19 protein-coding genes are annotated in these 23,548 nt (G+C 59.9%); 8 read left to right on the top strand and 11 right to left on the bottom strand.

The genetic code is table 11. From position 1 onward, the window contains the following. The 7 genes from MJ639_RS17455 to MJ639_RS17425 form a co-directional block, all read right to left on the bottom strand. A partial coding sequence (locus MJ639_RS17455; RefSeq protein ID WP_243375599.1) for a cadherin domain-containing protein occupies positions 1-5,482 on the bottom strand: 5,482 nt, incomplete at its 3' end. A gap of 270 nt (positions 5,483-5,752) precedes the next feature. Continuing rightward, positions 5,753-7,963: a calcium-binding protein gene (locus tag MJ639_RS17450; protein ID WP_243375597.1), complete on the bottom strand. Its 2,211-nt coding sequence runs from the start codon at positions 7,961-7,963 to the stop codon at positions 5,753-5,755. Between the two features lie 153 nt (positions 7,964-8,116). Beyond that, positions 8,117-9,034, bottom strand: coding sequence for a hypothetical protein (locus MJ639_RS17445; protein WP_243375594.1), 918 nt, complete (start codon positions 9,032-9,034; stop codon positions 8,117-8,119). A 134-nt stretch (positions 9,035-9,168) separates the two neighbouring features. Beyond that, on the bottom strand, positions 9,169-9,618 hold the full coding sequence (locus MJ639_RS17440; protein ID WP_243375592.1) for a DUF488 domain-containing protein: 450 nt from the start codon (positions 9,616-9,618) through the stop codon (positions 9,169-9,171). Positions 9,619-9,624: 6 nt separating this feature from the next. Continuing rightward, entirely contained in the window at positions 9,625-10,200 is a 576-nt protein-coding gene (locus MJ639_RS17435; RefSeq protein ID WP_243375590.1) for a cyclase dehydrase, read from the bottom strand. Between the two features lie 11 nt (positions 10,201-10,211). Beyond that, positions 10,212-11,384: a zinc-dependent alcohol dehydrogenase gene (locus tag MJ639_RS17430; RefSeq protein WP_243375587.1), complete on the bottom strand. Its 1,173-nt coding sequence runs from the start codon at positions 11,382-11,384 to the stop codon at positions 10,212-10,214. 108 nt (positions 11,385-11,492) lie between these two features. Further along, on the bottom strand, positions 11,493-11,948 hold the full coding sequence (locus tag MJ639_RS17425) for an NUDIX hydrolase (RefSeq protein WP_243375584.1): 456 nt from the start codon (positions 11,946-11,948) through the stop codon (positions 11,493-11,495). Between the two features lie 195 nt (positions 11,949-12,143). Between MJ639_RS17425 and MJ639_RS17420 the strand changes: the two genes are divergently transcribed. The 5 genes from MJ639_RS17420 to MJ639_RS17400 all read left to right on the top strand — a co-directional run bounded on the left by MJ639_RS17420 (position 12,144) and on the right by MJ639_RS17400 (position 18,186). After that, complete coding sequence (locus tag MJ639_RS17420) at positions 12,144-12,938, top strand: inositol monophosphatase family protein (RefSeq protein ID WP_243375580.1); 795 nt, start codon at positions 12,144-12,146, stop codon at positions 12,936-12,938. Between the two features lie 127 nt (positions 12,939-13,065). After that, positions 13,066-14,112, top strand: coding sequence for an ABC transporter substrate-binding protein (locus MJ639_RS17415; RefSeq protein ID WP_423790819.1), 1,047 nt, complete (start codon positions 13,066-13,068; stop codon positions 14,110-14,112). Between the two features lie 124 nt (positions 14,113-14,236). Continuing rightward, the gene (locus tag MJ639_RS17410) at positions 14,237-16,426 is read left to right on the top strand and encodes an ABC transporter permease (protein ID WP_243375577.1); all 2,190 of its coding nucleotides are present in this window, start codon (positions 14,237-14,239) and stop codon (positions 16,424-16,426) included. Between the two features lie 5 nt (positions 16,427-16,431). Beyond that, positions 16,432-17,538 carry an ABC transporter ATP-binding protein gene (locus MJ639_RS17405; protein WP_243375574.1) on the top strand — a complete coding sequence of 369 codons (1,107 nt, stop codon included), beginning with the start codon at positions 16,432-16,434 and terminating at the stop codon, positions 17,536-17,538. A gap of 150 nt (positions 17,539-17,688) precedes the next feature. After that, a complete protein-coding gene (locus tag MJ639_RS17400) occupies positions 17,689-18,186 on the top strand; it encodes a hypothetical protein (RefSeq protein ID WP_243375571.1) in 498 nt (165 codons plus the stop codon). A gap of 127 nt (positions 18,187-18,313) precedes the next feature. Here the strand turns inward: MJ639_RS17400 and MJ639_RS17395 are convergent, their stop codons facing one another. After that, positions 18,314-19,123 (bottom strand): ion transporter, encoded by an 810-nt coding sequence (locus tag MJ639_RS17395; RefSeq protein ID WP_243375569.1) that lies wholly within the window; start codon positions 19,121-19,123, stop codon positions 18,314-18,316. A gap of 129 nt (positions 19,124-19,252) precedes the next feature. Here MJ639_RS17395 and MJ639_RS17390 point away from each other — a divergent pair, with 129 nt between their 5' ends. Together MJ639_RS17390 and aac(3) are read left to right on the top strand one after the other, a co-directional pair. Then, on the top strand, positions 19,253-19,912 hold the full coding sequence (locus MJ639_RS17390) for an HAD family hydrolase (RefSeq protein WP_243375567.1): 660 nt from the start codon (positions 19,253-19,255) through the stop codon (positions 19,910-19,912). Between the two features lie 64 nt (positions 19,913-19,976). Next, on the top strand, positions 19,977-20,792 hold the full coding sequence (gene aac(3), locus MJ639_RS17385; protein WP_243375602.1) for an aminoglycoside 3-N-acetyltransferase: 816 nt from the start codon (positions 19,977-19,979) through the stop codon (positions 20,790-20,792). On the opposite strand, the gene MJ639_RS17380 is transcribed toward aac(3), so the two are convergent. After that, a complete protein-coding gene (locus MJ639_RS17380; protein ID WP_243375565.1) occupies positions 20,789-21,181 on the bottom strand; it encodes a winged helix-turn-helix transcriptional regulator in 393 nt (130 codons plus the stop codon). The two genes, aac(3) and MJ639_RS17380, sit on opposite strands and share 4 nt — an antisense overlap. Before the next feature lie 103 nt (positions 21,182-21,284). Here MJ639_RS17380 and MJ639_RS17375 point away from each other — a divergent pair, with 103 nt between their 5' ends. Beyond that, positions 21,285-21,887: an NADPH-dependent FMN reductase gene (locus tag MJ639_RS17375; protein ID WP_243375562.1), complete on the top strand. Its 603-nt coding sequence runs from the start codon at positions 21,285-21,287 to the stop codon at positions 21,885-21,887. A gap of 59 nt (positions 21,888-21,946) precedes the next feature. On the opposite strand, the gene MJ639_RS17370 is transcribed toward MJ639_RS17375, so the two are convergent. After that, a complete protein-coding gene (locus MJ639_RS17370) occupies positions 21,947-22,294 on the bottom strand; it encodes a cupin domain-containing protein (protein ID WP_243375560.1) in 348 nt (115 codons plus the stop codon). A gap of 83 nt (positions 22,295-22,377) precedes the next feature. Then, the gene (locus MJ639_RS17365; protein ID WP_243375558.1) at positions 22,378-23,541 is read right to left on the bottom strand and encodes an iron-containing alcohol dehydrogenase; all 1,164 of its coding nucleotides are present in this window, start codon (positions 23,539-23,541) and stop codon (positions 22,378-22,380) included. Between the last annotated feature and the right edge of the window lie 7 nt (positions 23,542-23,548).

The following is a 23,548-nucleotide window of genomic DNA, read 5'->3' as shown; positions in this document are numbered from 1 at the left end:
GCGCGAAGCGCCCGCCGGCGGAATTGATGAGCTCGTAGGAGAAGGTGGCATTGTCCTGGTCGGTGGCCGACAGGATGCCCACCTCACCGCCGACGATCTCCGAGACCGTATCCTTGCTGAGCGTAATGTTGCTCGGCGCGCGGTTCGCGATGGTGGTTTTCACCTTCACTTCAGTGTTCACGACAAGCGACGTGCTATCGGAAATCTCGATCGTGAACGGCGTGGTGATAACCGTCCCTGCCTCCATGGTCGGCTGCGGCTTTGCCTTGAAGCGCAGCACATCCATGATGATGGCGAGCGCGCCATAGGTTCCCTCGAAGGTATAGACGAGCGTGCCGTCGCCCATCAGCTCACGGTCCGTCGGGACGATACCTTCCTGCAGAACGAGATCGCCCGACGCGGAGTCGAAGGAAATCCGCAAGGTCAGATCGTCATCCTGGGGATCGAAGAAATGCACTCCATCGAAGGGGTTCACTTCCGTCCCATCGTCCACGGCTGTGGTTATGGCCCGGTCCACGATGATCTCGGGCGAGCCGTCTTCAAGCTTGTTGTTCAGCTTGATGACGATCTCTTCGATACGCTCGTGGCTGCCGTCCGTCACCTTGACGCGGATCGTATGCTGCGTGGCTGTCTCGTAATCGAGCTTCGTGCGGTCGGCGACAAGGATCGACTTGCCGTCCGCGCTGAGCTTGAAGCGTCCGTCCGCATCATTCAGCAGCTCATAAACGTAAGAACCCGAACCGTCCTGGTCGATCGTCAGGAGGCTACCGATAGAATGGTCGTCGGCAGCGTCTTCATCGACGAAGACATTCGAAAGAGTGATACGAGTGGGGGCATCGTTGGCATTGCCCACGTCGATCGTGAAGACCTGATCGCGTGAGTTATTGCCGCTATCGGTCACTCGCACGGTGATCTGGTGCGAGCTCTTCACCTCGTAGTCGAGCGTCGCCCCCTCCTTCAGGACCAACTGGCCATCGATGATGGCGAACTTGCCATCAGGATCGGACACGATGGTGTAAGTGAAGGTATCCCCCAGGTCCGTATCCGTTGTCGCGAAGGTACCGATCGGCGTCTTGCCCACGCTGTTCTCCAGGATCGTCTTTCCGGAGAGCGTGAGGTTCGTCGGCGCCAGATTGCCGGCTCCAAGGATCGTCACCTCTTGCGTCCGCACCTGGAAGAGCGTGCCGTTCGAGGCGTCATAAGCAACGACAGTGAGTGTCCGCTTTCCGGCATCGGCCGCCGTCAGAGCCCGGGCAAGAGTGACCTGGCCCGTATATTGGTTGATCGTGAACAGGCCATCCAGCGTGGTCAATCCATTATCGAACCGATAAAGGTTGGTGGCGAAACCTTCCGTGACATCGAGATCCGTCGCATTCGACTTGAAGACATTCGATCCCACGGATGTCGCGCCGATCTTGAGCACATGAATGTCGTCGAAGACGATATCCGTAGGCTTCTCGTTCACATCGGTGACGGAGATCTTGAAGGTTTCGTCGTAGTGGTTGCCCGCCTTGTCGAAGACTCGGATCGTCACCTGGTGCGAGCTCTTAGCCTCGCGGTCGACGCCGGCCTTGAGCCGCAGCTCGTTGCCTTCGATCTCGAACTTGTCGTCCTCATCGGTGAGGATTTCGTAACGGTCGATATCCGAGGCCCCGTCCCGGTCGGTCGCGCTCAAAGTCGCGACGAGAGCGCCAAGGCTGTTCTCCGCGACGCTCGTCTTTGAGAGAGCGATATCAGTCGGAGCAGCGTTGTCCTGTCCGACGATGGTGACCACATGTGACTTGACAATGAACAGGGACGGATTCGTGGCGTCATAGGCAACGACATTGAGAGTCTTGCTTCCCACATCCGCAGCCGTCAGGGCGCGTGTCGTCGTGATCTCGCCCGTATTCGCGTTGATGACGAACAGGCCGTCCGGCGTCGTGCTCTGTCCATTGTCGAACCGATAGAGGTTAGCAGACCCTCCGGAGGCATCGACATCAAATGCCGCCGCCACGGCAACTCGTGCGCCCGGATCAGCCGCTCCGACCTTCAGGACATGAGAATCGTTAAAGTCGATCCGCACCGCCTTCTCGGCGATATCGTTCAGGTTGATGACGATATCCTGGCTGATGGATTGTCCCGTTCCGTTGAGATCGGTCACGGTCACCGTCACCGTGTAGGTATTCACGCCCTCGAAATCGAGGGTGGCGCCGTTCTTCACGCGGATCTGTCCCGAGACGGCATCGATCTCGAAAGGACTGTCTGTGATGGAATAGCGCAACCCCGCCGAGCCCTTGTCGTCGTCAGCGGTGATCGTGCCGACCACGGTGCCGGCGCCCTTGTTCTCGTCGATCCAGGCGGTCATGCCGCCCGTGGTGAAGCGGATGCCGGTCGGAGCCGTATCGACCGGGATGTCATCGTTTCCGATCGTGCCATAAGCCGTATCGGTCATGATGGTGGCGCCTGTGGCATCCGTAATCTGGATCGAGAACGTCTCGTCGCCCTCGAGGATCGTGTCCGTCCTCACCCTGACGGAGATGATCTGGCTCGTCTGACCATCCTCGAACCTCACCTCGCCGGAGAGTTCGGCGAAATCGTCGTCCTCGGCCGCATCGGCTCCAATGCCCTTGACCGTCCATTTGACGGTTGAAACGCCAGAGTTGGAGCTTCGCGTGACGACGAAATTGTAGAGCGTGAAGCCCGTATCGCCTTCCGCCTTGATGGCATCGGTTGCTGCAATCGAGAGCACGGGAAGCACATCATCATCGATGATCGTTCCTGTCGCGACAGCTGTCGAGATGGTGGCATCCGCAGCGTTGGACAGGGTGACCGAGAAGGTCTCGTGTCCCTCGCCGAGGATCTTGTCGCCCTTCACCCTCAAGGTGATGACATGCCTGTCCTGACCATCTTCGAACCTGATGCTTCCGTTGGTCGGCCCGTCGAAATCATCGAGCTCAGCGGCACCGATGCCGCCGAGGCCTGTCAGATTCCAATCCACCGTCGAAACGCCGTCGGTGCTGCTGCGCGTAACGGTGAAGGTGAAAAGGGTGAAGCCGTCATCGCCCTCGGATTGCGCTGCGTTCGTGGCAGCGATAGAGAGGGTAGAAGGAGCCTGCTCGAGATCGAGGAGGCCGTCGCTGAATTTCAGATACCTGATGTTGCTGAGAGTATCGGTCCCATCGCCGCCCACGTTATCGACAACGGTATACGTGCCGTCCATGTGATTCTTCGTGACGGTGTAGTTAGCCTTCACGCCCGTGAAGACGGCCGTGTTCACGCCGCCGCCGCCATCGATCGTGTCGTTGCCGCTGCCGCCCTCGATGGAATTGTCGGCGCTGTTGCCCGTGAGCTTGTTGGCCAGTGCGTTGCCGAGGAGATCAACTTTTCCGGCTCCATCGAGAACCCTGAGATTCTCCACGTTGGCATAGTCACCGACCCGGTATGTCCCGCCGCCGAAATTGGCTGCGATCACCACCGTGTCCGATCCCGTGCCATCGCCTGCGGCTTCGGTGACCACATCACCGATATTGTCGAGGACGTAGACGTCGTCCCCAAGGCCGCCTTCGAGCGTGTCGGCGCCCGCGCCGCCATTCAGTTCATTGGCGCCATTGTTGCCGAAAAGCTTGTTGCCGAGGTTATTGCCGGTGAGATTGATGTTGGACGTACCGGCCTGGGCATGAAGTTCCTCGATCTCCATGCCGTTTTCAAGCGCATAGCTGACCGATGCATAGACCTTGTCGGTGCCTTCTCCGATGTGCTCCTCGACTCTATCGAGAGCATTGTCGACATAATACGTATCGTTGCCCGCACCGCCGCGCATAACGTCCGCGCCGAGGCCGCCATCGAGTGCGTCATCGCCACCCTCGCCTTCGAGAACGTCAGAGCCGCCATTGCCGAACAGCTGGTCGCTCGAAGCGCCGCCGAGAATGGTGTTGGCAGCATTGTCGCCGGACAAATGATCTGCGTGATCCGAACCGATCAGGCCCTCGATGGAGATATAGACATCGTTTGCGGCATCACCCGTATTGAGTGCAGCATTCGACAGGTTTGCGGTAACACCTTCACCCGCCGTGGCATAGGAGGCATAGTCGGTTCCGTCGAGGCTCACATCAACGCCTGCGCGACCACCGTCGAGGGTATCGCCTCCCTTGCCGCCGATCAGGGTATCGTTGCCGAGATCGCCGTGAAGCTTATCGGCACTGTCGCCACCATCGAGCTTATCGCTGTAGACCGTACCGTAGTAATCGTCGCTGCCATTGGTTCCGGTCAGGTTGACGGCAACGGAACGTGGATCGACGATTTGGCCGCGAACACCGACGACATCGTCTGTCCGGCTCGTGCTGCTTTCATCCCAGGATACGAACAGTCGGCCATCGGCCAACGTCCTGACGACAACTTTTGAAGAAATGCTTGCACCGGGAGGAGGCCCAACGAAAATATCCTCCAGGGAGCGTCCCCCTTCCTTGTCGAAGAGAGCAAGACGAATTTGGCTTTGACCTGTGCTGGAATCAATATACGCAACAGCGAATCCGCCATCGGGAAGAGCTGTAATCGAGGGCTGTTTCTGGAACCCTTCAGTGGGTGTATTGACCAGAAATTCACCGCGATACATCGTGCCGTCAGCATTGAAGATCTGCGCTTTTACGCTTGCTCCACTACCATCCGAGCCTCCGTTCGTGTCGAATGAAACGAAATGCGTCCACGAAACGACGAACTTACCGTCGGCGAGTTCGGTAACGGCGATATCCTGCTTCGAACCGCGGGAACTCGGCACGAGAAACTCACCCGAGACCGCCGTGCCACCCGCAGACATGATGCGGCCGCGGATTGTGTAGATACCCACGTCGTCCGTTGGTCCGTTATCGACCCAAAGAGCGACATAACGGTCACCGCTAAGACCGGCGATCACGGGAAGACGCTGGGGATTTGCGGTTGAGAGGTTGAGCCTTATCTCGCTTCCCTGGGGCACGCCTGAGCTATTGTATTCTTGCGCCAGAATATTCTCATCAAAGCTCTGAGGGCTTTGGTAAGCGACAATGAAGCCGCCATTCGAGAGAGCGGTAATGGTGGGTGTAATCTGGTTGCCTGAAGTCAGAGTATTGACGACGAAATCAGGATCATCTTTTAAGCCGTTACCATCACGGTCATAGACCGACCCATCGGCATTGAAGATCCGGGCGCGAATGTCGATGCCGACGGCAGGGGCGCCGCCGAGGTCCTCCCAGGTTACGACAAACTTGCCATCCTTCAGGATCGTGACCTCGGGAGATCTTTGGGTGCCCACGGCCGTGGAGTTGACCCGGAATTGGGGCGTTTTCGGCGTACCATCCGCATTGAAGAGGCGCCCTACGATACACCCATCAGTGTCGCCGCCGACATTCTCACCGGCCCAAACGACGATATAACTTCCATCAGGAAAAGTTTTGACACTGGGCTGAGCCTCACCAGCGGACGTAGCCACATTCAAAAGACGCTCAGGACCCCAAATCTTCAGTGCCATCGTTATAGCCCCATAGGAAATACGCAGGCCTTATTCCTGCTTGAAACATTATTTCCTTACATTGAAAGGGTTTGCGGTGCGGAGCAAGGAGGAAGCGGGAGCGTAAGTCTTTTCAAGAATTCCTCAGTTGCAGAAACGCAAGGATTTTTCCGAAAACTGTATACTTTCGAACGCCATAGACAATTTCACTGCGCCATGTTTCGCAAAATTGCAAAGAAAAACCCACCCTTGATGCAAGGGTGGGTTGCGGCCTACGCGATAAGTTCGCGTTTAAATAATAACGAAGTCGGCGTTGGTGAGGCCCTTGTTCTTGCCCACATTGGCGAAGAAGTACTGCCCACCTGACCTGTTGGCATTGACGTCATACCACAGATCGCCCGTGGCCTTGTTGTAGCCGATGAAGTCGTATTTATCCGTCGCCTTGGCGCCAACCGTGAAGTACGCCTTGTTCAGCGTGCCCGTCTTCTTGAGCGCCTTGAAGATCGCGTTCTCTAGGTAGATCGTGTCGTCGCGGGTCACCCAGTCAAGAACCCGATCCTTGTTGCGCGCGCTGTGCAGGGCCGTGTTGAACACGAAGATATCGCGTCCTGTGTTGCCATAAAGCAAATCGTTGCCATAGCCGCCGTAGATCTTGTCGTTGCCGGAGCCGGCCTTGATGACGTTGGCGGCGGTATTGCCGATAATCGTGTTGGCGAGCGAATTGCCGGTCAACGAGATGGCACTGGAGCCGATACCTGTGAGCCTCTCGACATAGGCGCCAAGCGTGTAGTTGACATACGACACCACCAGATCGTTGCCGTTCGCACTACCAGTTTCGGAGACGACGTCATAGCGGCTGTTGACATAATAGATGTCGTTGCCGGCGCCGCCGATCATGCGGTCATTGCCCGTGCCGCCATTCAGGACGTTATGCCCCCTATTGCCGATCAGCGTATCGTTCATGTTGCCGCCGCTCAGGCTATACCCGACGGTTCCAGCGGCTGCTTGCAGCACCTCCACCTGCGTGTTGTTGCCGAGCGCGGCGCTGTAGGAGGCGATGATGATGTCATATCCGCCGCCGCCCTCTTCGATCACGGTATCGCCGTTATCAATATAATAGGTGTCGTTTCCGGTGCCGCCGATAAGGATGTCGGCACCTAAGCCGCCATCGAAAATGTCGTTACCGGCTCCGCCCTCCAGCTTGTCGTTTCCCGTAAAGCCACTGAGGATGTCATTGAGACCAGTGCCGATGTAATGATCGTCTTGGCTTGTACCCGGGAGATTCACCGCACCGCTGCGAGGATCGAAAATCTGGGCATGGGCTCCATAAGTATCGGTATCGACATCATGATCGACCCAGGACACAACGAGGCGCCCGTCCGCGAGCACTGCGATGCTGGGGTCACCTTCCAGGGAAGCATTCTCAGGAAGCTCGACGAGCGTATTGGCTTGGAACACTCCCGTTCCTGAAAAGGTCGCGATCCGCACATCGCCCGCCGCGCCGGTGCTATAGGAAATGGCGAATCCGCCATCCTTCAGCGCCACGATACGAGGACTCAGCTGGAGCGAATCCTCGCCCTGATGCATGTCGAATTCATCGCCGGCAGGAGTTCCGTCCGCATTGAAGACACGACCTCTGACAGTCTTGTAGCCGCTGTCGTCCTTGTCATATTCCCATACGGCGACGAACTTGCCATCGGCCAGCGTCACGACATCCGGGTATCCCTTACCTCCGGATGCTCCGGCTTGCGGGATGAGAAAATCATTCTCGGAGACCGGGGTGCCATCCGCCTTGAAAATACGGCCGCGGAGGGTCGTATAGGGATCATCGCCCGACACGCTGTAATCCTCATACACGACGACATAACCACCATCCTTCAGCGCCGCCGTGGCCGGATTGACCTGACCTCTCGTCTTGATGGCATTCGCGAAAATATCGTCGATCGCATCCGGGTCCTCTCCCGGCCGGAGAACGGGACGCCCCATCTCATCGAAGATACGGGTTCGCACGCCCGAACCATCGCCGTCACCGCTCACATCCGAATAGGCAACGGCAAACCCGCCCCCCGCCAATGCGGTAACCGAGGCCTCGAACTGTGGCCCTTCGAGCTTCGAATTGATGTGAAAATCATCGCCGATTCCGACACCGTTTGCGTCGAAGATCTTGCCTCTGACGCCGACGACGTCATCGTCATCGAGATTGCTGTAATCCTCCCAGGTAACGACGAAATTGCCGTTGCTCAGGAGAGCCACCGCGGGCTCAAACTTGGCTTGTGTCGCGACGCCGGCCGCTAGGGTGATTTCCGTCGCCTCCGTCTTCGGCGTTCCGTCCGCGCCGAGGATCCTCATCCACAAGCGCCCTTCGCCCGTCACAGGATCGCTCTGGCTCCAGACAACGGCAAAAGATCCATTGCCGAGCGATTGGAGCACCGGATCGGAAACCGAATCGTCGGGGTTGTCCAAGAATTTGAAGACAGTGTTCCAAGCTGGCAGAGATGTCATGGAGTGATCCGGAAAGCAGGTAATCTTCAGTAAGCGGTCGCGAATAGGCTCAAAGCCGGTTCCTCGCCTATCAGAAAGCGAAGTCCCAGGTTTTGCAGCACTATTATGTAAAAATCCTGAAGGCGTTTATGAGGAAGTCGTTCGCCTGATTGCTCAGTTACGAGCGACCGGCCCAGCCTGCGGCTTTGCCGCCTTCAGGGGCTCGATCATCCAGTTGAACAAAGGACGATCCTGTTCGGCGATCCGGCGATTCATCTCAGCCACGATCTTCGTCACTTCCGCGCTCAGGGCCTTGTTATGACGCTCGCGCTCATCCGCGAGATCCTGCATCGCCTTGTTCACGTTGACGCCGCCGCCGTAAGGAATCGCATCCATGCGCTTCTTGATGTCGGCTGCGATCTTGCCGAATTGGTTGTTGAGGGTCGTGATCCTGCCCACGGCATCGGCGACGATGGTGCGAATGTCGGTCGTGTTGTCCGGAGGATTGCCGAAGGGCAGGCTGACCTTGTGGTATTTTTTGCTGTCGAACAGCTTCTGCCGCGCGAGGCGCATCTCTTCCAACCCGTCCGCAATGGACTTGTTGGTGATGAACGTGTTTTTCTTGAACATCTCGCCGACGGCGCTCAGACGGGCGCCCGTCTCAGCCTTGTAGATAGCGGCGCTGGACTCACCGGCGATCACATGGCGCGCAGTGCCCAGTTTCGCCACATGCTCGACGAAGGCCTCGTAAGGCTTGTTGATCTGCTTCTCGAGATCCTCGCGCACCGCCTCGGACATTTCCCAAGCGTCAGGACCTCCGGCATCGGCGGTCTCCTCCTCTTCAGAGTTCTGACTGGCCGCCACGTTCCCTCGTGCTTCAGAGACCATCTTGACGATGGCTTCCACCTGCTTCTCGGAGGAGGTCTCGATCACGGTCTGGTATTGTTGCCTGACCATCGGCCACATGCCGCCATGGAGCTCTTCAAGCTTCTTCAGCGCTTCCTTCTGATAAGGCTTCAACTCCGCGGCCGAAGCCGAGGCAAGGCTCAACAGCGAGAAGAGGATCAAACAAGCTGCAAATTTCGTCTTCATCGAAGCCCCCAGAGAAATTTTTATGGCGCCGAGGCCTCCAGGGCCCGGCAAATCACGTAATTCCGGAACGAGGGATAGATGACTTTGGGGAATAATGCAATTTTATATCAAGGCACGGTCGGCATCGGCTGCCTTCACAAGACCGTCAGATCGACCGTCTCGAATCCCAGCTTCTCGAGCCTCTGTGCCAGCACCCGGCGGTGGCAATTGACGGGATCGCGCTCGAAGCAGAGAAGGCAGATGGGCTTCGCGCCAGCCATGGCTTCCAGATCCTGGAATGCCGCCTGCGCCTCGTCCGTTGCCAATACCTCGTCGCAATAGATGCGACGCATCAATTCGCCGTCGCCGGCCCTGGCTGCCTGACGTCCCTCCTTGGGAGTGCCGAGCTTGATGAAATGCTCGTAGCCGATGTCCTGGCTCGCAAGCGCATCGCGCAAAGCCGATTTGGAAAAACCGCGCTTGCGCGACAAAGCCACGGCCCGCACATCGGCGAGAGCTTCCACGCCCGCATCCTTCAGGGTGGTGAGGAAGCGGTCCACATCCGCTCCCTCATATCCGATCGTAAATACCTGCCGCTTCGTCATCCTGACTTATAAGCCCGGCATTGGACGTTGTGGCAAGTCCGGCTGCGTGTAGGGTCGCAGAGGTTCCGGCGTGCGGAAGTCATCCGGCACCTCGAAGTCGCTGGCGGCACCCCATGAATGATCGACGCCTTGCGGGAAGCCTGTGCGGTCCGAATAATCCTGGATCGGCGGCAGCGGATGCGGGCTTTCGCGGCTGAGCGTCTGCGCGCAATACACATCGAGCGCCGTGACGCCGGCGACCGCCGCCATGGCGATGCCGACATTCTCCTTTTTCGGGTTCTTGCCTTCGAGAGCCGTTGCGAGCGTCGCGAGATCGAGCGCGTCACCGGCTACGCGGCCCCAGATCCAGGGCGTCGGATCTTTCGAAGCGAGAATGCCGATGCCGGTTGCGATCTCACGCAGGCCGTAACCTGCGATCAGGCCCTCCTGCCCTTTCATGCCGAGGGCGCGTGCCATCGCACGGGGCGCCGCGACTTCCGCGATGCCGAACGCGATGGAGAAAAGGCCGAGTCCGCGTGCGAGCGTATCGGTGGCCGTGTCGGCGTGACCTTGCCTGCGAGTTCTTGCAGTTTCGTAGCGCATGAAATTCACCTTCAGGGCTTGAGAACAACCTTGACGCAGCCGTCCTGCTTGTCGCGGAAAATCTTGTACATGTCCGGTCCCTCTTCGAGGCCGACCGTGTGCGTGATCACGAAGGACGGATCGATCTGTCCTTCCTCGATGCGGTGCAGAAGATCGTCGGTCCAGCGATTGACGTGTGTCTGGCCGGTGCGAATGGTGAGGCCCTTGTTCATGATCGCGCCGAAGGGAATCTTGTCGAGCAATCCGCCATAGACCCCGGGGATGGAAAGCGTCCCGGCAGGACGGCAGACATAGGCCATCTCGCGCAGCACATGCGGACGGTCCGTCTCCATCATCGTCGCCTGCTTCACGCGGTCATACATGGCATCGATCGTGCCGGCCGCATGCGCTTCCATGCCCACCGCATCGATGCACTTCTCTGGGCCCTTGCCGTTCGTGAGTTCGTTGAGACGCTCGATGACGCTTTCTTCATCGAAGTTGATGGTGATTGCGCCACCTGCTTCCGCCATGGCGAGACGCTCAGGCACGCGGTCGATCACGACGACCTGTTTCGCGCCGAGCAGAACCGCGCTCCGGATCGCCATCTGGCCCACGGGGCCCGCGCCCCAGATCGCCACCGTGTCGTCCGGCTGGATGTCGCATTGCACGGCGGCCTGCCAACCGGTGGGGAAGATGTCGCTCAGGAAGAGGAGCTTCTCGTCCGGAATGCCCTTGGGCACCTTGATATGCGTGGCATCGGCGAAGGGCACGCGCAGATATTCTGCCTGGCCGCCGGCATAGCCGCCGGTAAGATGCGTGTAGCCGAACAAGCCTGCCGTGGAATGACCGAAGGCCTTCGCCGCGATATGGCCGTTGCGGTTGGTGCGCTCGCAGACGGAGAAGTTGCCGCGCTTGCACTGATCGCACTCGCCGCAGATGATGGTGAACGGGATCACCACGCGGTCGCCCACCTTCAACTTGCCCTTCGACTCTGCGCCGACCTCGACCACCTCGCCCATGGTCTCATGGCCCATGATGTCGCCGCTCTTCATGCCCGGCATGAAGTGATCGTAAAGATGGAGATCCGAGCCGCAGATGGCGCAGCTTGTCACCTTGATGATCGCATCGCGCGGATGCTCGATCTGAGGATCGGGAACGGAGTCGCAGCGAATATCGGTGGTGCCGTGCCAAACAAGCGCCTTCATCGAAATCTCCTTCCAACATGCCTGCAACCGGCCAAGCTGAATGCAGGACCGTCTCGATATGAGGAAAGACTTCTTGAAGAGCGTTGCGTTCCCTGAAGAACGTAAATTTCAGGCCGCTACCTCAGAAGAAGAAGCATGGCCGACATGGTGTGGCAGGCTGCGGATGAGGTCCGCGAGCGCAGGTTCCAGCACCTGATGCGCGGCTTCCTCCACCTCGAACCATTGGGCTTCGCGCTGGCCTTTCTCTCGCCAGGACTTCAGCTGCTTGGAGACCTCGAGCGGATAGACATTCACCCGGCACAGGTCAAAATGCGAGGCGCGGCGCTTCCAGTAATCGTAATAGCCTAAGGGCTTGTTCTTGATATCGCCCTTCACGCCGGCTTCCTCCTCGGCCTCTTGGGCGGCGGCCTTGTGCGGCTTCTTGCCCTTCATCGGCCAGCCCTTCGGGATCAGCCAGCGCTTGGTCTCGCGGGATGTGACGAGCAGCACCTCGACCCTGCCGTCCTTGATGCGGAAGGGGAGCGCTCCGACTTGGGCAAGTTCTTCTTTGGAGGGCCTGGACATTCGACGAGAGTAGGATTCCGTTCTGGTTAGTTTGTAACGTAGTTGATTTGAGCCGGCTAATAAAGAATCATTTCGCTAGGTTCAGGGACTTCTCCTTAAAACAGAGTGTGCGGCTTTACGCATTCTCACGAACCTTCATGAATGCCTGACAACAAACCGGACGCCTTTTTGATCCTAGGGGAACGCCTGAACGCCATGACCACCGATAGCCTGGACCTGAGATTTGCCGCCGCCTGCGCCATCGGGCGCGAGGCAGGAGTATTGGCGCGCAAGCGCTTCCTGGAGCGCCCGCGCTCCCAGCTACCGGACCTCAAAGGACCGCAGGACTTCCTCACCGCCACCGATGCGGAAGTCGAGGAGCTTATCCGCAGACGCCTGGGCGAGCTGTTCCCGAAGGACTCGTTCTTCGGCGAAGAGGGTGGCGGCTCCTTCGAGCGCGATGTGTGGGTGGTCGATCCCATCGACGGCACGGCGAACTTCGCCCGTGGCATCCCGCATTTCGCCATCTCCATTGCCTTCGTGCGCGACGGCCGGACCGAGATCGGCGTGGTCTATAACGTGATGCAGGACGAGCTCTACACGAGCCAGCGCGGGCGCGGCGTCTTCATGAACGGCGAGGCGATCAAGGTCAGCGGGCTCAAGAACATGCAGCAGGCCACGGTGGAGGCCGGCTGGTCATCGCGCCTTCCTGCGGAGCCCTACATCGCCGTCGTCGAGAAGCTCAAGGCGGCAGGGGCGAATGTGCGTCGCGGCGGATCGGGCACGCTCGGCCTCGCTTACGTTGCAGACGGCCGCACCGATGCCTATTGCGAGTTGCACATCAATTCCTGGGACGTGCTCGCGGGCCTTCTCATCATCGAGGAAGCAGGCGGCTGGACCAACAACTTCTTGGCCAAGGATGGGCTGCGCAAAGGCAACCCTGTTCTCGCCTGCACGCCGGAACTGGCGGAAATTCTGGTCAAAGCGACGGGAATCGACAAAGAGCCCTGACGTCAGGGCATTAGCCTAAAGATTCATTTTGGCATTGTCGGCAAGGCTCTTGACCCGTCGCCTCATTGAGGGGAGCTTAGCCGACCAACTAATAACAACAATACAACAACCCTATGGGAGGAAAACTGTGAAGCTTAAGAAGAACCTCGTTGCCGCCACCATGCTGGCGGGTTCCATGACCGCTCTGTCGTTCCTGTCCGCCGGTGCGGCCCAGGCTCAGGGCGCGCTCGTGATGTATTGCGGCGTGCAGGAAGAATGGTGCCGCGCCATGGTCACCGCCTTCGAGCGTGAGACCGGCATCAAGGTTTCCATGACTCGCAAGAGCGCCGGCGAAGTCTTCGCCCAGGTGAAGGCGGAAGCCGCCAATCCGCGCGCCGACATCTGGTGGGGCGGCACGGGCGATCCCCACATGCAGGCCGCCGAAGAAGGTCTGACGGTGGAATACACCTCGCCGAAGATGAACGAGCTGCAGGATTGGGCCGTGCGCCAGTGGGAGCAGTCCAAGAAGCGCACCGTCGGCATCTATTCAGGCGCTCTGGGCTTCGGCTACAACACCGAACTCGCCGCTTCAAACAAGACCGGCGAACTCAAGTGCTGGGCCGATCTGTTGAAGCCCGAGTTGAAGGGCGAAGTGCAGGTTGCCGATCCGAACTCGTCCGGCACCGCCTATACCCTGCTCGCATCGATCGTGCAGATCATGGGTGAGGACAAGGGCTTCGAGTACATGAAGGCGCTCCACAAGAACGTCAATCAGTACACCAAATCGGGTGCTGCTCCCGCCAAGGCCATGGCGCAGGGTGAGACCACCGCCGGTATCGCCTTCATGCACGACATCGTCACGATGGTCGTCGACAAGGCCCCGATCAAGGTTGTGGCTCCTTGCGAAGGCACGGGCTACGAGATCGGCTCCATGTCGATCATCAAGGGCGCGAAGAACATGGAAAACGCGCAGAAGTTCTACGATTGGGCTCTGACCGCCAACGCGCAGAAGCTCGGCGCCGAAGCCAAGTCCTATCAGGTGCCGTCGAACAAGAGCACGCCGATCCCGCCGCAGGCTCCCAAGCTCAGCGACGTGAAGCTCATCAACTTCGACTTCGCCAAGTACGGCTCGTCGGAAGAGCGCAAGCGTCTTCTGTCCAAGTGGGACAACGAAGTGAAGAACCTGCCGAAATAGTCGGCCTGTTCCGTCCCGGCGAAGCTTTGTCGAAAAGCCTTCGCCGGGACTTTTTCTTTTTCGATTGAGTTTTCCGAAGCCGGTTCTGCAGCGAACCCGCATCGATATTGACGCGAGAACAGACATGTCACGGGCAACCCTTGGCTGGATCGTTCTGGGCTGGGTGGGCTTTGCCCTCCTGCCCTGGTACGGTTTCGACCGCACGGCCGTTCCAACTCTCACCGATTACATCGTCGGCGGATCGGCGCTCGTTCACGGCCTCAAAGGCACCTGGTGGCTTCTGCCGATTCTCGTGCCGCTTCTGATGAGCCTGCGCCCTGCCCTGCTGCCGGCGCGCAAGGACAACAGCAGCTGGCTCATCGGCGCAGGCCTCCTTGGTCTCGCTCTCATCGTCATCCAAGGTTTCTCGATCGGCCTGAACGGCTGGACGCTCGATATTCTCAAAGCTATCAGCGGTGATGACGGACCGCGCCAGGCCGGCATCGGCTATGGAGGAGCACTCACCGCAATAGCGCTCCTGATCGTTCTGTGCCATGGCCTCGCCGCGCGCGGCTGGTGCCGGGGCGACGCGTTCGTCACCTCCTCCATAGGCATCGTCATCGCGCTGATCATCGTCTTCGTCTTCTTCCCCGTCTCGACGATTCTCGCGAGCGCGTTTGCCGACAATAACGGCGACTTCGCGCCTCTCGAATTCGTGGCGAAGTTCATGGACAGGTCGATCTGGGGGCTCGACTGCCTCACCAGCGACCTGCGCTGCGGCGTGGCCTGGAACACCCTGTTCCTCGGCCTCCTCGTCGCCTTCGGCACGACCGCGCTCGGTCTTGCCTTCGCGCTCATCGCAACCCGCACCGCCTTCCGCTACAAGAAGCTCCTTCGCGTGATGAGCGTGCTTCCCATCATCACACCGCCTTTCGTGATTGGCCTTGCGCTGATCCTGATCTTCGGCCGCTCGGGCGCGCTTTCCTCCGTGCTGTGGGAGTGGTTCGGCGTTCCGCGTTCGCGCTGGATCTACGGTCTTCCCGGCGTCTTCATCGCGCAGCTCCTCGCGTTTACGCCCATCGCCTTCCTCGTGCTGATCGGCGTGGTGCAGGGCATCAGCCCGACGCTGGAAGAAGCCTCACAAACGTTGCGCGCCAAGAGCTGGACCACGTTCCTCACCGTGACGCTGCCGCTCATGCGTCCGGGCCTCGCTAATGCCTTCCTTCTCGGCTTCGTGGAAAGCCTTGCGGATTTCGGCAACCCCCTCGTGCTCGGCGGCAATTACGAGGTTCTCTCCACCAAGATCTTCTTCGCCGTCGTGGGCGCGCAGCAGGATCAGGGACGAGCCGCGGTCTTATCCATCATCCTGCTCGCTTTCACCCTGGGCGCGTTCTGGCTGCAGCATGCTTGGCTCGGCAAGAAGGTTTACACCACGGTGACCGGCAAGGGTGACGCAGGCATTCCGCTGCCCCTGCCCCGCCGCGTGGCGCTCGCATCCTACTTCACCGCCATTCCGTGGGCCCTGTTCACGGTGGCCGTCTACGTGATCATCCTGGTCGGCGCCTTCGTGCGCTCCATGGGCCGCGACTATACGCCGACCGTCGATCACTTCCTCACCGCCTTCCGCGTCGAATCCACGGAACACGGCTTCTTCTTCTCCGGATCGGCCTGGGACTCGTTCTTCGCGACGATCAAGGTCGCAGCGCTCTCCGCACCGCTCACCGCCGCCATCGGCCTGCTGACGGCTTACCTGCTCACGCGCCAGCGCTTCTCGGGCCAGCGTTCCTTCGAGTTCGGCACATTGCTCAGCTTCGCGATCCCAGGCACGGTCGTGGGCGTATCCTACATCCTCGCCTTCAACGTGCCGCCGATTGAGATCACCGGCACGGGCTTCGTGCTCGTCATGTGCTTCGTGTTCCGCAACATGCCGGTCGGCGTGCGCTCCGGCATCGCGACGCTCAGCCAGATCGACAAGAGCCTGGATGAGGCCTCGCTCACGCTCGGCGCGCGTTCGGCCACCACCATGCGCCGCGTGGTGCTGCCGCTGCTGCGCCCCGCCATCGTCGCCTCGCTGGTCTATTCCTTCGTGCGTGCGATGACGGCGGTCAGCGCCGTGATCTTCCTGGTCACCGCCGAATACAACATGGCGACTACCTACATCGTCGGCCGCGTCGAGGCCGGTGAGTTCGGCCTCGCCATCGCCTATTCCACCGTGCTCATCGTGGTCATGCTGATTGCCATTGTCGGCATTCAGCTGGCCGTCGGCGAGCGGCGTCTCGGACGCCGCTCCGCCAGCACCTCCACCAACCCCGTTGCCGCTCCAGCCATTCCATGAACCAGATGACCTCACTCAGCTCCCTGTCCCGTTCTCCGGCGTCCAAGAAGCAGGCGGCCTCGGTCGAGTTCCGCAATGTGACAAAGCGCTATGGCAGCGTCACTGCCGTCGACAGCGTATCCTTCACTATCGAGCCGGGCCAGCTCGTGACGCTGCTCGGTCCTTCCGGTTGCGGCAAGACCACGACGCTTCGCATGATCGCCGGTCTCGAAATGGCGAGCGAAGGCCAGATCCTCATCGGCGACCGCGATGTAACGCATCTCTCCGCCGCAGACCGCGACGTGAGCATGGTGTTCCAGTCCTATGCGCTGTTCCCGCACATGTCGGTGCTGGAGAACGTGGCCTATGGCCCATCCGTGCAGGGTGTCTCGAAGAAGGACGCCATCGCGATGGCGATGGAAAAACTCGAGCTCATCGGCCTGAAGGGTCTTGAGAAGCGCGCGCCGTCCGAACTGTCCGGCGGACAGCAGCAGCGTGTGGCCGTGGCCCGCGCCCTCGTGCTGGAGCCGCAGGTGCTGCTCTTCGACGAGCCGCTCTCAAACCTCGACGCCAAGCTGCGCCGCCGCGTGCGCGAGGACATTCGCGAATTGCAGCAGAGCCTCAACCTCACGGTGGCCTACGTCACGCACGATCAGGAAGAGGCGCTCGCCGTTTCCGACCGCATCATCGTGATGTCGAACGCGCGCATCGCCCAGACTGGCTCACCGCGCGAGCTCTACGAGGAACCGGCCGATCTGTTCGTCGCCGACTTCATCGGCGACGCCAACATCGTCACCGGCGAGCTCACGGACCTGTCGGGAGCGCAGGGCTCGGTGCGCATCGGCAACCTGCACCTGCAGCTGCCCCATCGCGGCGTGAGCCAGGGTGCAGTGAAGCTCGCCGTGCGCCCGGATGCGATCATGCTCGATGAGGCGCCTTCATCCGCCACTGCGCTTGCGGGCACGGTGCGTAAGGCGTCCTATCTCGGCACGCAGATCGAGTACGAGGTCGAGAGCCCCATCGGCAATCTCTTCGTCGTGCAATATGGCCGCAAGGAAGCCATCGCACCCGGCACGCCGGTCGGCGTCTCCTTCGCAACCCAGCGCGGTGTCGCCATCGTTCCGGGGGCTTAACAAAGACCGCGACTTTCTCGCTTACTCAGTTGTGAGCGATACCCAAAGAGGTGGCATAGAGCTTGTTCCTCCCTTTAGGCTTGATGTATCATTTCGATATACCAAGCCTGAAGGGCTGCTGCGGAGTTTCCTATGCAACTGAGATTGTCGATGCGCCTTCTCATCGTGAGCCTGGCAGCCTTTATTGCGACGGAAGCCACGGCAGAGGGATTTGCGGCTCAGAACCTTTCGACGGTGGCAACCAAGGTAGGTTCTGCCATTGGCAAAGGCTTCAATCATAAAGTCGATCCTAAGCGTGCGACATTTCAATGTACGGACTGCAAAGGCAGTCCCATCATTGATTTTCAAATTGGCCGCCAGAATGACGGCACTGAAGGGCGTGTACGCTCCGGTCAGACGACGATCTCCCAGCTTGAGCAGCTCTGCCAATTGAGAAACCCATCGTGTAAGCTGTCCAAGCTGGAGGTCTCGCCCGCTGTTGGTTGGATTTCGAACTGGACCGCAGGCCCTGTCGCTTCATCGACAGCCGTCATCCTTCGTGATGGAGATATACTGACGATCCGTTCCATCAGCTCGGATGCGGATATGGCGCGGGATTATGCCGAAAAGGCCGCACAAGCAGCTTTGAGACATATCGTTGGCAAGTAATCCGCTACCTATCTGACAATACCCGACCAACCTAGACGCTCCGATGTTGGAGGCTCTTCAAGATCGTCCTGCAGGCCACGCAGCAAGCTGTAACGCCGCATCGCCATCGTCTCCTGCGCATGATCGCCTACACCGCACCTTCGTCCGGAATGTTGAGGATCGTGCCGCAGGCCTTGCAATGAACCGCATCCCTGTCGTGCCGCTGCAATCCGCAGGCGGGACAGGGATAGCGCACCTTGTTCGGCAGCAGCAAAACCTGCACGAGGCGCAAGAACAGCGTCACCCCGAAGATCATAATGATCACGGAAATCAGGTGGCCGAGCGTTCCGCTCAGCGTGATGTCGCCGAAGCCTGTCGTGGTAAGAGCCGCGATAGTGAAGTAAAGCGCATCGATATAGTTGCCGATCTTCTCATGGGTCCAGCGCTGCGTCTCATAGACGAAGCCGGTCATGACGAAGATGAACACGCCGAGATTGACGGCTGCGATGATCAGCTCTTCGTTGCGCCTGAAGAACGTGCTGTCGGCCCTGAGCCGCGACAGAAGCTGATAGGTCCGCAAGAGCCGCACCGTGCGCAGGATGCGCAGGAAGCCGATGCCTTCACCGACCACGGGCGCGAGAAAGGACATGATGGCGGCAATATCGGCCAGGGTTGAGAGATGGCCGAAATCCCGCCACCGGTTCCGGCTGATGACGAGCCGCGCCAGGAAATCGCCCAGCACCAGCAGGCCGATGACCACATCGACCCATTCCATTGCACGGTAGCGCGGCAGGAACGAAGAGACAACGATGAAGAGGATGGTCAGGATATCAAAGAGAAGAAGGCCGTAGCGGAAGCGATGGGCCTCGGGCGCATCGCTTTCATAGAGAAACCTGAGCTTCTCGACCAAAGGCCAGCGGGATTGTCCGTCAGCTTGGCGGGAAGAGGCGTCTAGCATGGGCGAAGCAGTGCTTTCACGATGATGACCCCTCCGATATCTAGAAGGCAGCCCTGCAATTCCAATGGGGTGCATTCCAGCCTGAAATGGCGTACCTGACGGGCGCTTGAATTTGATAGAGACGGACGAATGCTCAAGGCTCTGATTTTCGACATGGACGGCACCCTGGTGCACAGCGACCCCGTCCACATGAAGGCCTTTGTCGAGGTGCTGGCCCCTGAGGGCGTGACGGTGGACGATGAGGTCTACCGCTCCACCATCATCGGCCGCACGAACGAATCCATCTTCGCGAGCCTCCTACCCCATCGCAGCGTCGAGGAACATGTCACCTTCGCCGACGAGAAGGAGGCCGCCTTCCGCCGCCTGGCGCTCGACCTGGAGCCACTGGATGGGCTGATCGATCTTCTCGATTGGGCGCAAGCGCGCGGCATCAAGATCGCGCTCGTCACCAATGCGCCTCGCCTCAATGCGGAGCATATGCTCGACGTGCTGGGCCTCACGGAACGCTTCCCCGTCCAGATCACCATCGATCAGGTGGCGCGCGGCAAGCCCGATCCCCTGCCGTATCTCACCGCGCTCGAACGCCTTGGCGTGCGGGCCGAGGAAGCCATCGCCTTCGAGGATTCTCCGTCTGGCATGAAAGCCGCTAAGGGCGCGGGGATCTACTCCTTCGCGGTTCTGACCGGCCTCAGCGCTGAAGAAATGCTGGCCGTGGGCGCAGATGCTACGCTCATGGACTTCCATGATGCCGGCCTGTGGGACCTGCTGAAGCAGAAAAGCGCCGCCTGAGGCCACCCACGATCAGCCAGAGCCGTCATTGACAACTCTGCCCTGCACCAACGACCTTGGCGGGATGCAGAATCCCGAACTCCCATTCCGCACGCGCGCATCCCTGCGTGATGACCTGAAGCGTCTTGGAATCCGTTTCGGCGACATGGTGATGGTGCATGCCGCCATGCGTCAGGTCGGCCCTTTGCTCAATGGTCCCGACGCGCTGATCGGCGCGATCCTCGATACCGTCGGTCCGACCGGTACGCTCGTGGCTTATACAGATTGGGACGCCCGCTACGATGAATTGCTGGATGAGAAGGGGCGCGTGCCTTCCGAATGGCGCGAGCATGTTCCGCCCTTCGATGCGGCTTCATCGCGCGCCATTCGTGACCATGGCGTTCTGGCCGAATTCATCCGCACCACCCCCGGCGCCCGGCGCAGCGGCAATCCGGGCGCATCCGTAGCGGCGATTGGTGCGCAGGCCGATTGGCTGACCGCGAATCATCCGCTCGATTACGGCTATGGCGAAGGCTCTCCCTTCGCCAAGCTGGTCGAGTCTCGCGGCAAAGTGCTGATGGTCGGAGCATCCCTCGATACGATGACCCTGCTTCACCACTCCGAACATCTGGCTCAGGTTCCGAACAAGCGCATTCGCCGCTATGAGGTGCCCTTTGCTTCCCCCGACGGCGTGCATTGGCGAATGGTGGAGGAATTCGATACGTCCGATCCCGTCGTGCCAGGACTTGCCGAGGATTACTTCGCCACGATCGTGAGCGAGTTCCTCGCGAGCGGCCAAGGAAGCCAGGATGTCATCGGCTCGGCTCCATCGGTGCTGGTCGATGCGGCTTCCATATGCGCCTTTGCCGTCGATTGGATGGAGCGCAACGCAGGCTCTTAGGCTGCGTTCGAATGCGGCTTGGGATCGTCTCCCTCATCGAAGCGCCGCCGCGCTTCGAGAATCTCGTCACGATTGTCGATGGCCCAGGTGCCGAGAGCCCGCACAGTCTTGAGCAGGCTGCAACCCAGCCCTGTGAGTTGGTACTCCACCTTGGGCGGAATAGTGGGATAGACAGTGCGTGTGACGAGGCCATCGCGCTCCAAACCCCGCAAGGTCAGGGTCAGCATACGCTGGGAAATGCCGCTGACCAGACGGCGTATCTCATTGAATCTCTTGGGTCCTTCGCCCAGCTGCACGACAACCTGGACGCTCCACTTGTCGCCGACGCGGGAGAGTATCTCGGTCACGGTCTGACAATTGGTGGGCACATGAATGTTACTGGGTGACATCAAAGTGCCTCCTTGCGCAATCTTCCCGAAGTTACTTAATGAGCCTCGGTTACAAAAGGGAACTTAGAGCCTGTTCCCGGTCTTTTCAACTCCAGGAGTCCTTATGACGCTTAAGCTTCACACGATCGTCGCCAGCACGCGCCCTGGCCGAATCGGCCCCAGCATCGCGCAATGGTTCAACGATTTCGCGGCGGAGCACGGCAAGTTCGGCCCGGTCCTGGTGGACCTCGCCGATTTCAACCTGCCTGTCTTCGACGAGCCTGAGCATCCGCGCCTGCGCAAGTACCACCATGCGCACACGAAGGCCTGGAGCGAGAGCGTGGCGCAAGCCGATGCGCTCGTCTTCGTGACGCCCGAATACAATTTCGGCCCGCCGCCCTCGCTGCTGAACGCCTTGAACTATCTCTCGCTGGAATGGAACTACATGCCTGCCGGCTTCGTGAGCTATGGCGGCATCTCCGGCGGCCTGCGCGCCGTGCAGGTGACGAAGGAGATCCTCACCACCTTCAAGGTGATGCCGATTCCGGAAGGCGTGCCGATGCCGATGGTTTTCCCGAACCTGGAGAACGGAAAGCTCAACGCTCCCGATATATACAAGACCTCGGCCGCCATGATGCTCGACGAGTTGCACAAGTGGGCTGAGAGCATGAAGGCCCTGCGCGTGCCACACAAGGATTCGCTTCAGCCGAAGGCTCAGGCTGCTTAAACGACCAACAACCTAAACCTCCAAAGGGCATCGCTGTGACGAACAGCGGTGCCTTTGTTTTATACGGCAGGCCGCTCGCGCTTTGGTCCGTAGAAAATCACCCACGTCTTGAAATCCTCCGAGAAGCTCTCGAAGCGATGCGGGACATAGGCTGGAACATAAAGAAGATCGCCGGCCTCGAAAGTGACGAGGTCCTTGCCGCGGCTGAACGTGCCGTGGCCAGAGGCGATGATGTAAAGCTCGTCCCGCTCATGCGGCTGCTGTTTGTCGGTGCCCACAGGCGCGTAGAGCTCCACCGAGATATCATCGCCACGGTCGAACACGATGTTGAACGGGCTCTCAGCGGAAAGCCGCGCCGCTACTTGCGCGAGCGTCATCTGGATATCGCTTTTTGAATCTGCTGCCATCGTTTCCTCTTTGCGGCACATAGAAAAGCGGCGCATCATGTGCTGACGCGCCGCCATCCTCTATCAATGACTTGAGGAATGTATCAAAGCCGTCCGGCCAGCGCATCCTCGAAGAGCTTGCGGGCGCTCTCCTTGGTGATCGGCACCGGATTGCCGCCGGCGGTGGGATCGTTCGGCGCCATCTCCGACATCTCGTCGAAGCGGGCAGCATCAACCTTCAAACCTTCGAGCGTATGCGGCACGCCGAGATCCTTGCGCAGCTTCAGCACCCAATCGAGGAAGGCCTGGAACGACGGCTCAAGGCCGATATAGGCGGCAAGACGCTCGATCCGTTGCTCGATGGCCTTGCGGTTATAGACTAGCACATACGGCATGAAGACCGCGTTGGTGAGGCCATGGTGCGTGTCATAGAGCGCGCCGGTCGGGTGCGAGAGCGCGTGGATCGCGCCGAGGCCCTTCTGGAACGCGGTGGCGCCCATGGCGGCGGCCGACATGAGCTGCGCGCGCGCTTCGATATCCTTGCCGTCCTTGTAGGCGCGCGGCAGGTATTCCTTCACGAGGCGGATGCCTTCGACCGCGATGCCGTCCGCCATGGGGTGATAGCCGGGCGCGCAATAGGCTTCGATGCAGTGAGCGAGCGCATCGAGGCCCGTGCCCGCCGTGATGTGGGGCGGCATGCCGACCGTGAGTTCCGGATCGCAGATCACGATCTTCGGCATCATGAGCGGATGGAAGATCACTTTCTTGGTGTGCGTGGCTTCCTGCGTGATCACGCCGGCGCGGCCCACTTCGGAGCCCGTGCCTGCCGTGGTCGGCACGGCGATGATCGGCTGGATGCCCTTAGGGTCCGCGCGGGTCCACCAATCGCCGATATCCTCGAAATCCCACATGGGGCGCGTCTGGCCCGCCATGAAGGCGATGACCTTGCCCGCATCGAGAGCAGAACCGCCGCCGAAGGCGACGACGCCATCATGTTTGCCAGCGCGCAACACTTCGAGGCCCTTGTAGACATTCGTCTCGACCGGGTTCGGCTTGATGTCCGAGAAGATCGCGGCCTTCAGACCAGCGGAGATGAGCTGATCGAGCGCAGCCTTCGTCATGGGCTGCGTCGCGAGGAACGGGTCTGTCACGATGAGCGGAGACTGCATGCCGACGGACTTGCAAGCTTCCGCGAGTTCAGAGATGCGGCCTGCGCCGAAGCGGACAGCGGTGGGGTAATTCCAGTTGGAACGAGGAGACGTGGTCATGATGCTT

The organism is Microvirga solisilvae, from assembly GCF_022808595.1.
Lineage (GTDB): Bacteria > Pseudomonadota > Alphaproteobacteria > Rhizobiales > Beijerinckiaceae > Microvirga > Microvirga solisilvae.
Note: the sequence above shows the minus strand (reverse complement) of the source record. Positions and strands in the feature narration are given on the sequence as shown.